The sequence below is a fragment of the Legionella qingyii genome, assembly GCF_003990155.1.
GTDB classification, from domain to species: domain Bacteria; phylum Pseudomonadota; class Gammaproteobacteria; order Legionellales; family Legionellaceae; genus Legionella; species Legionella qingyii.
Map to the genome: position 1 here is coordinate 122,853 of NZ_RZGX01000007.1, position 11,037 is coordinate 133,889.

The window sequence follows — 11,037 nt, forward strand, 5'->3', positions numbered from 1 at the left end:
ATAAGTAATTATACTGGTATAGCTACCCCTGATTCATCATAACGTTCTTTTTTATATTTATCAGCAAATATAGTTTGCAAAACATGCCAAATTCAACTGTCGTATACATTTACCAAATTCGGTACAGCGCGTTGATAAACCAAAAAGGGACTAATCTAAATACCCTGTATTACATAGATCCTCAAGGCTAGAATCAACCTGTCCATTTTCGTTTTTATGATAAATCGTATTTATCGATTCACTTCTTCTGATAACAACTGATTCTTCCTCACAAGACAACATAATAAAAAAATATGAACGAGTTTGGTTTATAATTGGAAGAAGAACATTTTGAAATCCATGAGGGACATTATGATCAAAGGTTCCGAGCTGTTAGTTGCAGCCCTTGAAAACGAGGGAGTCAAACACGTTTTTGGTATTCCCGGAGAGGAAAATCTCGATGTTGTAGAAGCACTTCGTAACTCTTCAATTGAACTAGTACTCACCCGGCATGAGCAAGCAGCCGCATTTATGGCCGCGACCTATGGCCGATTAACCGGGAACCCGGGAGTTTGTATGACTACCCTTGGCCCCGGAGCACTCAATCTCACGACCGGGGCTGCTTATGCTCTCCTTGGTGCAATGCCGATGATCATGATTACCGGACAAAAAGGGGTTTTATCCTCGCATCAAGCGCGATTTCAGATGGTGAATACGGTAGCTACCATGCAGCCCTTAACTAAAATGTCGCGTCAAATTATATCCCCTTCGATGATCCCCACTATTGTGCGTGAAGCATTTCATCTTGCCCAAGCAGAAACACCGGGACCGGTACATTTAGAACTCCCTGAAGACATTGCCGCCGAGCGCAGCAAAAAGGTTGCACTCATCCCGCCACACCCTATTGAATATCCCGTCGCAAGCGAAGCGGCCCTAGATCGCGCCGCAGAAATGATTATGCAAGCCAAGCGACCGCTCGTGATGCTCGGTGCGGCCGCTTCACGTCCTAGAGCGACCAATGCGCTTGCGCAATTTATTTTGCGGACAAAACTTCCTTATTTCACTACACAGATGGGTAAAGGGACTGTTTCAGGAGCCACAGAGCTTTATATGGGGACAGCCGCTCTTTCAGAACGAGATTATGTTCATGAAGCAATAGAACAAGCGGATCTGATTATTACCATAGGCCATAGTACCGTTGAAAAACCACCTTTTATCATGGGAACCAGCCATCTTAAGGTCATTCATGTTGGATACCAATCTGCTACTGTGGAACAAATTTATTTTCCTCAAGCAGAAGTTATTGGAGATATGGGACCCTCCTTAAATTTGCTCGCCGACAAACTCGAAGGGAATCTTCCACATGCGAATGCACTTTTGCATTTACGCGAAGGTATTTTGAGCAAAATTACTGCGCGAGCTACTGAAGATCGCTTTACTCCACAACGCATGGTCTATGACGTGCGGCAAGTCATGCCACATGATGGAATTCTCGCCTTGGATAATGGGATGTATAAAATCTGGTTTGCCCGCAATTATCGGACGCAAATGGCAAATACCATTCTTCTTGATAATGCACTCGCGACTATGGGGGCTGGACTTCCATCCGCAATTATGGCATCACTTTTATATCCTAAGCGCCGGGTGATGGCTGTGTGTGGTGATGGGGGGTTTATGATGAACAGCCAAGAGCTAGAAACCGCAGTCAGGCTGAAATTAAACCTGGTTGTCCTGGTGATCGAAGATCATGCTTTTGGCATGATACGTTGGAAACAGGCGGTAGATCACTTCCCTGATTTCGGGATGACCTTCAAGAATCCTGACTTCATAAAATATGCTGAGTCCTATGGAGCACATGGCACCCGAGTTGAAAAAATTGAAGACTTTCAATCCATTCTCGAGAATGCATTCACTGCTGGAGGAGTACAGCTTGTTATTTTCCCAATCGATTATTCAGAAAATAAACGTGTCCTTGTCGATGAGTTACAACAACGTCTACCTCCAGCACCAGCAAATAAGGGAACATCATGAAAAAAGCACTGCAAGTGGTACAAGCATTTGACCGGGCCTTGATCAAAGAAATTACCGTTGATGATGAACAAGCACTGAGAACAAAACTTAAGACCGCTGCATCAACACTAAACAATCGCAAGGATTGGCTCAAACCCTATGAGCGCATGGCCATCTTGAAACGCGCGGCTCAATTATTAACATCCGAGCAGGGGCGTTTTGCCAAACTCATTGCCCAAGAAGGTGGTAAACCGTTTACTGACGCAACAATTGAAGTGACGCGCGCCATAGATGGGTTAAACGATGCAGCAGAAGAATTGCGGCATTTCGCAGGTAAAGAAATTCCTATGGGCCTAACCCCTGCAAGTGATCATCGCTGGGCATTTACGGTTAAAGAACCGATTGGCGTCGTAGCGGCTATTTCTGCATTTAACCATCCTTTAAATCTGATTGTGCATCAAGTCGCTCCAGCAATCGCGGTGGGATGCCCGGTAATTATTAAACCCGCTACTACAACACCCTTATGTTGTTTAGAACTCATCCAATTAGTACGACAAGCTGGTCTTCCAGAAGCTTGGTGTCAAACTTTTATCACAGAGGATAACTCCCTGGCTGAGCAACTTGCTACTGATGAACGGATTGCCTTCTTGAGCTTTATTGGCTCAGCCAAAGTCGGTTGGAGTTTACGAAGCAAACTTTCTCCAGGAACTCGTTGTGCCTTAGAGCATGGCGGTGCAGCACCGGTAATTGTAGATCGCAGTGCAGACATCCAGAAAACCACCCAATCGCTTGTCAAAGGTGGGTATTACCATGCCGGGCAAGTATGTGTTTCTGTACAGCGCATTTTGGTACATAAAGACATTATCAGCCCATTTATGGATGAATTCGTTAAACGAGTCACATCATTGCGCGTTGGGGATCCACTCTTCAAAGAAACAGAGGTGGGACCATTGATTCTCCCACGTGAAACAGAACGCGTCATGTCCTGGATCGATGAAGCAGTGGCCAAAGGAGCCAAACTGTTTGGTGGAGGCAGGTTCTCTGAAACAACCTTACTTCCTGCCGTATTACTCAATCCACCTGCTGATGCTAAAGTGTCCCAATTGGAAATTTTTGGCCCAGTAACCTGTGTTTATGAATATGAGCAACTTGACGAGGCAATTCGTATTGCGAACTCATTACCCGTCGCCTTTCAAGCCAGCGTATTTTCTGAGGACATAGAACCTGCGCTAAAAGCAGCAGAATGCCTTGAAGCCTCCACAGTACTGATTAATGATCATACCGCCTTTCGCACCGATTGGATGCCATTTGCAGGATTAAAGCAATCGGGTTACGGCATTGGAGGGATTCCGTGGACGATGAACGACATGTCCAAGGAAAAAATGATTGTTTTGAAAAAGAACTGAATATGTTCCGTCATCGACAACCAGAGGATATTAATGCCATTCGCGCAGAGAGCTGGGCGAGATTGATTTTAGTTTGGCATGCCCAAAGGTTGAGCAAACCAACTCTTAAAACGTAAAGCAGTACAGCCAATTTATGCAAAACCGATTACCAAGGCACCGATAAAAATTAAAAGTCCGCCAATGATGACTGAAAAATTTACATGAATTTGATTAAATAAAAACCAGGTAAAAATAATGGTAAATAGAGGATAGGTTAATTCGACGATACCTGCAATTGTAGCATTTTTAAGGTTAATGGACGTGGCGATAAAATAACTGGCGATGAGCACAATTGCAATCTCAGTTATGGTTAATAAAAGTAAACCAGAATCAGTCGTTAATAGTTGAAGGTCTTTTTTCATCGTGGTAAAAAAAGAAATACCGGAAAACAATATAGCACCAATTATCATTTCCAATGCCAATAGGGTAATGGGTGAAATACTATTTAGTATTTTTTCAGCTAAAGCATAATTAAATCCCCATAAGATGGCGGCAAGGATAGCAAAAGTGAACCACATGATTTACTCCATGAAAAAGCGATTTTCTTTTTTGATTGTTTTTATTTGAACGAGAACGAATCTTTAATGCAGACCTGAAACTCAAAATCGAATGAACATTATAACATCAAATAGATAAATTTTCAATCACTTGCTGTATAAGGGCATAACAAAATACCATCTTAAGTCCTTAGCGTCTTTGAAGGATTTATGGGTAATTCTTTTTTGTTGCACTATTTTGAATAAAAATACCTGACTACTCCTGTATTTTCTAAATATTCGAGCATACTCTATATTAGGAGCTGAATTTATCATCAAGTGTGAAATCACAAAGAGAAGAAAAATGATCAATAGGAAATTTAATTTAATCTTTGATTTTGATGGTACATTAGCCGATAGTTTCCCCATTGCTATTGAACAATTGACGCTTTTAGCTAATGAACTAAATTTACGCAAAATAGAGCCCTCCGAATTAGAAATATTAAGGAATCTAACATCAAAAGAACTCATCCATTATCTAAAAATTCCATTTTATAAGCTTCCTTACCTAATGCATCGAGCAAGAGAGCAGATGAAAAAGGAAATTCCTATCTTATCTACATTTATCGATCTACCTGAAGTACTTAATGAATTGAAGCGTTTAGATTGCGCTATGGGAATAGTAACCTCGAATTCATTAGCCAATGTTTCAGCCTGGCTTGAACAACATCAAATGCAGAATATATTTAATTTTATTCATGCAGAATCGAGCTATTTTGGTAAAGGGTATTTATTAAAAAAAGCAATCAAATCATACTCAATGAAGTTGGATGATACTTTTTACATAGGAGATGAAACACGAGATATTGAAGCGGCTAAAAAATGTCACATCCATTCTATAGCGGTCACGTGGGGATTTAATTCAGAATCATTACTGACTCGTTATAATCCAACCCATATCGCGAGAAATCCCCAAAATATATTAACTATTGTGAACGAGCTATTTTAATTTTTTCTATTGAAAATTATCTTCTAATCATAATATGAGTTGTAATCACCATATCACTAAATCCCAAATGTAGCTGAAAGTAATGGTATTTTTAAGTCAACTTGCAGATTCTTTATTTCTAACCAAGCATCAGAAAATTGCTGGGCAATAACATGCTCAGGGCACAGGCTCACACAATACTGAACTTTTCTAAACCAGGTTGAATCCGTATTTCTTTTGCATTCTTTGAGAAATGATTCAATAATTTGATACAATTGACTATTTCCCGGACCAGAAAAAATAGATACTAAGGTACTGTTTCCATATCCACGCTCTATAGCTCTTTGAATTTCATCCATCCTTTTCTGGCAATGAAAAAATTTTGCCAACGGCTGGGTGAAAGACTTAACTTCGCTCTCTAGCTGCTTTATCTCCTGCACCTGCCGAGGGCGTCTTCGAGTTTTTTGGTGGTAACTCTTAACTTTTTCCAGCAGGCTGTTAAGACTTTCCTCAAATTTATCAACTAAAATTACCGTTGGTTTGTCACGTGCAACTTCATTAAGAAACAATTCTGCAGCAGTTATTACTAATTGTCGCCACTCATTGCTCACCTTAAATAATGAACACCAATCCCGAATAGGAAGAAACTTAAGAAGCTCACATTTTAGTTCTGCAGGTACTAAATTGATAAAAGGAGTACTTTTTTTCAGAATTTCTGGAATAAGAGTATCCTCAAAGCTCTTATTTTGAATAAGCTTAATAACCAAGAGAGGATCTTGAGCAATTACAGCGAGAATTATCTCTTGCAAGCTTTGGATAGAAGGCTTTTGCGAATTGCCTTCTGTTGCTGATGTCGATGCATCTATCGTCTCTGCTGTATTGAATTCTTTGTTATTTTTTGTATCCCGAGAAACATTAAGCATTTTGTTTGGCCATACCGTAAAAATGAAAACCAGTGTACCGCATTTTATAAAAACACAAAACCGTGTTTCTAAATCCTTGTGTCTGGGCGCCTGCCCGAAGGAGCCATAACCCGGGTTTCACTACATTACACAGGCAAGCCCCCCCTTATTAGTACCTTCGCTGCAAAGATGGGTACTAGTTATATTTCAAAGACGGAAATATAGCACATGATTGTTTTATTTTGACCCAAATGTTAGATTAACGTCCCGACAAGATGCATTGCATTTTAACTAACAATTAATTTATTGGATATTTAGAAGAAAATATGAACTCACGCATTACATACTTTCAAGAACAAATTAATCTTCTTCATGCAGTCTATGTTCTGCTAGAACAATCCTATAACTATTTAAGCGGCTTTAATCCACGAAGCTCTGATGAGCACAATGGAGTGAGTCAATTATTAAAAATTAAACAGGCACTGGAAGAACGTACGGAACTTGTGAGCAATTTACAAGGGATGCTAAAAGAACTCAAACGACAAAAAGATAACAAATCAGCTTTTAACTCCCTGAGTTCTGAGATAGGAAGGCGAGTAGAAAAATTACTCATTGATCTCATTGATCTGAGCTGCCCTGTTTCATCCCAAACGGCCCTTAAGAAGCAATATAGTCTGCTTCTGGCGAAAACCTTTAGCTCGCTGCAGATGCAAGAAAAATCCTTGTTAACCCAATTTACTTCAACTCTTACTGGCTCTCCCGCTATCAAACAATTTAAAGCAGAATTAAAAAAATACCTTGACGAATTGACTATGGCAATTCATCAAAAACAAAAAGTCATTGAACGAGAATTACCGCAAGAAACACAAAATGAATTAATTACGATTAGAGCTGGGAGTTTTAGTACATTACCCAGGGAAATAACAGCCTGCATTACTTCTTTTCTCAAACCAAAGGACCTATGCCGACTCTCAGAAACAGGCCATTTTTTTAGAAAAATAACAGAGATTCCCAGATCCAATTGGAAAACTTCTTTTAAAAAGAGTGTACCAACAATTACCGTTAATCTGATTGGCGATACAGATATTGGCATTAGAAGCCTAATCTGTCGACTTGCCGAAAACAAGTTTATTAATTCGAATAAGACACAGATTGAGAAAAGTCATGAGCAGAATGATAAGAACTATGGAACATTGTTGTTTCGTTATGAAAGCCCTTTAATTCAAGGACGCGATTATCCAATGACTCATAATGCAACTCCTTATTATGGAAAACAATATATGGGAGATAAAATTCATCTTTTGTGCTTTGATATACGTACTCGTGAGAGTTTTAATAATTTAATGTTTTGGTATCAAGATGTTTTTCGATATAACGAACATAATCCCCGCTTCAGGTTTTTATTGGTAGGCTTAAAATGCGATACTGATTCGGAGCGACAAGTAAGCAACCAAGAGGCAAAAGAACTGGCCGAACGTTTCAATACAGTTTATATCGAAACATCTGCAAAAGAAGGGATAGGGCTTGATAAATTAAAATCCCAAATCATCGAGACTTACGTAGAAATCCATAGGTCAATGTTTGTAAAACAAAAAGAGGAATCCCTCTATTCTATAAAGCCTTGAATTTATTAGACAGTTTTGTAGAAAGTCGAAATCAGGTTGGGGCTTACGAAAAACCCCAATCTCTTCGTTAAAAAATGTTTTTAATTCGGTCATTTAGTCTATCTAAACTCCCTCATTAAAAAAATTTTTTGCCTCAACCTAGAGGGGTTTCGTAAGTCCTGTAACTGTCTCTCTTAGTCATCAGAATAAGCAGCAAAACTACACGATGTAACTTTAAATACAACATAGAGTGCTGCCAGTTGGGTGTTCATCAAGCAAAAACGACACATTAGGATAGTTATTTAAGAAATTTATACCTGTTTCAAGGTTTTCTAGCTGTTTATCTCCTAGAAATCGCGCATCTACATAAACGCTATAAGCAGCCGCAGCAAAAACGAGTGCCGACAAGATGGCCATCCCTAATCCTAAAAGAGCGATACCCAAGGGGCCAGTGGCTGCGGCAGCTCCAAATAAAACAACGCCTAGAGCACCTACAGAAGCCACAATAGAATTCGCGAACAAGTTACACCCGGAAAAACACTTTTGTAATTTCTTATATTCTTCAATCTCATCTTTTAATTGTGAAAATTTATTATTCAATGCATTAGAAAACTGAACTGAATTGAAGCTGGGATCAGATATTGCTTTTTGCATCGATAGCTCGATAAGTGAACACATTGATTCAATCTGGGCAGCCCCTGTAATTTGTTTTAATTGCGCAAGACTTGTCATCATGCGTGAGAGATGCTTCTTTAAGTTCAATAAAGCTTGATATCGAGTTTGATCCCAATTCAAAGTTTCGCGATCTGACAGTTTTCTCTGAATATCTATTTCAAGGGATGTTGAAAAAAAACGGGGCAAATATATGTTGGAATACATAAAAATAGCATCTTGGAATGATTAACATTTAGGCATTATAAAAATTTAATTCCTTTTTTCAAGCATCTACTACTAATTTTTTACACAATGGCATCAATAATTCTCTTAAGAAAACCTTAAGATTTTGTCGATAGAATGCACAACACGATTATTAATCAATTTGCAAAAATTATGCCTACATTTATTCAAGTTTCAGAAGATGATGCCGTTCAATATTCTCCAAGCCAATTAGCCTATTATGCATTGCATCCAAAATTCGATAAGAAATTTCACGCATATGCAACTTATGAGCCGACAAAAATAGCTCCCAAAGAAGAAATAGTTTTAAAATCAACAGGCGTTCATCATTGTCATACGGTGATTGTCAGAGATCGCACATACAACAATTATTTTATGCTCCATGTCTCCCCGCAAGCTCTACGCAGACCCTATAACCCTGTCAATAAAGAGGTTGGAACAGCAGTAAGTACGAGTGGGTTTGGTCTATTTTTCATGGATAGTGATATAGCATTGACTAACGTTAAAAAACCAGCCTATATTGATTTAGATCCATACTATTATAATAGTGAATTGATAGGAACCCATTCGAACTCAGAATTGGAAGTAATTGTTGTTGCAAACAATGAACATTGGAACATTGAGAATGTCCAAGAAAAAATATTAACTACATTACAAGAACGAATTCCGGGAAAATTAGTCAAATCGAATGTAATTATCAATGAAGCATTAAATCACGCCTATTATTATAGCGTTGCATTTAATCCAGAGTCTGAAACGTTGACTGTTATTTCAAATAATGGCTTATACACCGAATCTTATGAGAATGCATTTAATAATAATATAAATAAATATGCCCATGAGAAACTCCCAGAAGAAAAGCAAATGAAGCTGAAAGAAAAGCTTCGGGATTTAAAAACACAATCTGATAAATTTTTAGGCAAACTACTTAGAGCCATAGACTCCCGTGAACCATTAGAGTATCTCGTGTTGAACCCATCTCATGATTTCATTAAATTTACTCAGGATAATCGAATAGAAATAGAGGAGCTTATCAATGGAATGGAATCTGTTATTAGCGAGAGTAAAAACCCTGTATTGAATCTTGGCAGCCCTGCTTTGTATGATGCCTACAAGAATTTAGGTTTGCTGCATTTAGGTGCCAGAAATTATGATAAAAGTGCATTCTATTTTAGCAGAGCAGCCGATTATGCCACCAGTATGAGCAAAGCAGAATTTGATGAGGACAAGGTATTCTTTTCAACTCTTGCAGGTGCTGCATTTGAACGCAATGGAGATCTAGAAAAAGCTTATCCTTATTATAAGGAAGCAACAAACTCATTTTTGGGCTACGTTAATCAAGCCGATGCCCAAATAAGCTTTGCCCGTATTGCGTCACAAATCAAAGGAAATGAAGTTGAAGCGCTAAACGTTGTTATTAAAGCCAAAAGAAATCTGAATACAGTAATCAAGCAAGTTGAACAGGGTCAGCCCCCTGAACAACAAAAAATTCTTAAAATATTAAACTTAAGAATAACTGCATGTGACAATCTGCTGCACTCATTACAAAACGTTTTAATTGAACATCGCCATGAGGATGATGTATTACAACATGAATACGATAAACTTTTTGCTCTCTCAACAGTCACATTGTAATTGCACCTTGCAGCAAAGGATAATGTAACCCGGGTAAAGGCGCCCCCCTTAACCCGGGAAATCCGTTTAGATACCCGAGATAAGCTTGGTATTGATCCGATTAGGGTAATGCAAAATGCCAATTCATGGCTTTAGATAACCCCTGGAGCATGATTTCGCCGCGAATACTATTTCCTTTCGCATTAACTCGTGGGCTTAATACGACAATCCCTGCTTTACCAGGAACAACGGCGATGGTATAGCCAGATACTCCACTTTTAGCCGGCATCCCGGTTTTAACCATATGAGTCCCTGTTTCATCATAGAGTCCACAAGTTGCCATGATTGCTAAAGTAATTTTACACGTTTCAGTGGAAATGATTTGCTCCCCACTTTCTGGATCTCGTCCGGCATTCGCTAATAAAGTAGGTAAAAAGAGCATCTGTTCTAACTTGGCTTCATAGGAACATAGAGCAAAATATAAGTCCAGAGTTTCATGAACATCCACCCCAAGATTGTTTCTGCTTTTCAATAAATAAGCGAGTGCACGGTTGCGGTTCCCCGTTCGTTTTTCAGAGGCAAAAACCAAAGGATTAATACTGAGACGTTGATTAAATAATTTTTGCGTCCAGTGTTCTAACCATCCAAATTGTTGCTCGCCTTTGCCCGGAATGCGTGAGCATAAAGTAATTGCCCCAGCATTCAGCATGGGATTTGAAGGTTTAGGACCAAATTGCTCCAGGCGAGTAATTGACGCAAAATCATCTCCAGAAGGCTCAACCTTAACCCATTCGAACACTTGTTCGCTACCAGCTTCCTCAAGTAACCCAATCAAAGGGATCATCTTGGATGTACTTTGCAGTGTTACTGGGCTCAGGAGGTCGTTGCTGTGTGAAAGAGGTTGCCCACCTAATGGTTGCACTGCGATCGCGGTTAAATCCGGATTCACATTAGCGAGTTCCGGAATATAATCTGCAGTCTTACCCTCTTGATTCAACTCAGCAGTACGAACTAAATCTTCTAACAAATTGATTGTAAGCAATGATGACATAAGATCCTTAGACGAAAAAAGCTGTCATTATGATAAATTTAGCACATTAAAACAAATAAATTTGCACAACG

General features: G+C 39.1%; 9 protein-coding genes. 5 read left to right on the top strand and 4 right to left on the bottom strand.

What is annotated here, in order from left to right:
* Window positions 1-351 precede the first annotated feature (351 nt).
* Both ELY20_RS06865 and ELY20_RS06870 read left to right on the top strand, forming a co-directional pair.
* Complete coding sequence (locus tag ELY20_RS06865; RefSeq protein WP_110141813.1) at window positions 352-2,010, top strand: acetolactate synthase large subunit; 1,659 nt, start codon at window positions 352-354, stop codon at window positions 2,008-2,010.
* Entirely contained in the window at window positions 2,007-3,395 is a 1,389-nt protein-coding gene (locus ELY20_RS06870; RefSeq protein WP_110141812.1) for an aldehyde dehydrogenase family protein, read from the top strand. The genes ELY20_RS06865 and ELY20_RS06870 overlap by 4 nt, the downstream gene beginning before the upstream one ends.
* Window positions 3,396-3,526: 131 nt before the next feature.
* On the opposite strand, the gene ELY20_RS06875 is transcribed toward ELY20_RS06870, so the two are convergent.
* Window positions 3,527-3,952, bottom strand: coding sequence for a DMT family transporter (locus ELY20_RS06875; RefSeq protein ID WP_110141811.1), 426 nt, complete (start codon window positions 3,950-3,952; stop codon window positions 3,527-3,529).
* A gap of 322 nt (window positions 3,953-4,274) precedes the next feature.
* Between ELY20_RS06875 and ELY20_RS06880 the strand changes: the two genes are divergently transcribed.
* Entirely contained in the window at window positions 4,275-4,919 is a 645-nt protein-coding gene (locus ELY20_RS06880) for an HAD hydrolase-like protein (RefSeq protein WP_110141810.1), read from the top strand.
* A 56-nt stretch (window positions 4,920-4,975) separates the two neighbouring features.
* On the opposite strand, the gene ELY20_RS06885 is transcribed toward ELY20_RS06880, so the two are convergent.
* Window positions 4,976-5,821, bottom strand: a complete 846-nt coding sequence (locus ELY20_RS06885; protein WP_110141809.1) for a hypothetical protein — start codon at window positions 5,819-5,821, stop codon at window positions 4,976-4,978.
* 305 nt (window positions 5,822-6,126) lie between these two features.
* On the opposite strand from ELY20_RS06885, the gene ELY20_RS06890 reads away from it, so the two are divergent.
* Window positions 6,127-7,425, top strand: coding sequence for an F-box-like domain-containing protein (locus ELY20_RS06890; protein ID WP_110141808.1), 1,299 nt, complete (start codon window positions 6,127-6,129; stop codon window positions 7,423-7,425).
* Between the two features lie 213 nt (window positions 7,426-7,638).
* On the opposite strand, the gene ELY20_RS06895 is transcribed toward ELY20_RS06890, so the two are convergent.
* Window positions 7,639-8,283: a hypothetical protein gene (locus ELY20_RS06895; protein WP_110141807.1), complete on the bottom strand. Its 645-nt coding sequence runs from the start codon at window positions 8,281-8,283 to the stop codon at window positions 7,639-7,641.
* A 171-nt stretch (window positions 8,284-8,454) separates the two neighbouring features.
* On the opposite strand from ELY20_RS06895, the gene ELY20_RS06900 reads away from it, so the two are divergent.
* The gene (locus tag ELY20_RS06900; protein ID WP_127059479.1) at window positions 8,455-9,936 is read left to right on the top strand and encodes a hypothetical protein; all 1,482 of its coding nucleotides are present in this window, start codon (window positions 8,455-8,457) and stop codon (window positions 9,934-9,936) included.
* Between the two features lie 100 nt (window positions 9,937-10,036).
* On the opposite strand, the gene glsA is transcribed toward ELY20_RS06900, so the two are convergent.
* Window positions 10,037-10,966, bottom strand: coding sequence for a glutaminase A (gene glsA, locus ELY20_RS06905; protein WP_110141805.1), 930 nt, complete (start codon window positions 10,964-10,966; stop codon window positions 10,037-10,039).
* Between the last annotated feature and the right edge of the window lie 71 nt (window positions 10,967-11,037).

Bases quoted from the DNA above. Each gene is read 5' to 3' on its own strand.
- ELY20_RS06900 (WP_127059479.1), top strand. From the start codon at position 8,455: ATGCCTACATTTATTCAAGTTTCAGAAGATGATGCCGTTCAATATTCT.
- ELY20_RS06880 (WP_110141810.1), top strand. From the start codon at position 4,275: ATGATCAATAGGAAATTTAATTTAATCTTTGATTTTGATGGTACATTA.
- ELY20_RS06870 (WP_110141812.1), top strand. From the start codon at position 2,007: ATGAAAAAAGCACTGCAAGTGGTACAAGCATTTGACCGGGCCTTGATC.
- ELY20_RS06885 (WP_110141809.1), bottom strand. From the start codon at position 5,821: ATGCTTAATGTTTCTCGGGATACAAAAAATAACAAAGAATTCAATACA.
- ELY20_RS06875 (WP_110141811.1), bottom strand. From the start codon at position 3,952: ATGTGGTTCACTTTTGCTATCCTTGCCGCCATCTTATGGGGATTTAAT.
- ELY20_RS06895 (WP_110141807.1), bottom strand. From the start codon at position 8,283: ATGTATTCCAACATATATTTGCCCCGTTTTTTTTCAACATCCCTTGAA.
- ELY20_RS06865 (WP_110141813.1), top strand. From the start codon at position 352: ATGATCAAAGGTTCCGAGCTGTTAGTTGCAGCCCTTGAAAACGAGGGA.
- glsA (WP_110141805.1), bottom strand. From the start codon at position 10,966: ATGTCATCATTGCTTACAATCAATTTGTTAGAAGATTTAGTTCGTACT.
- ELY20_RS06890 (WP_110141808.1), top strand. From the start codon at position 6,127: ATGAACTCACGCATTACATACTTTCAAGAACAAATTAATCTTCTTCAT.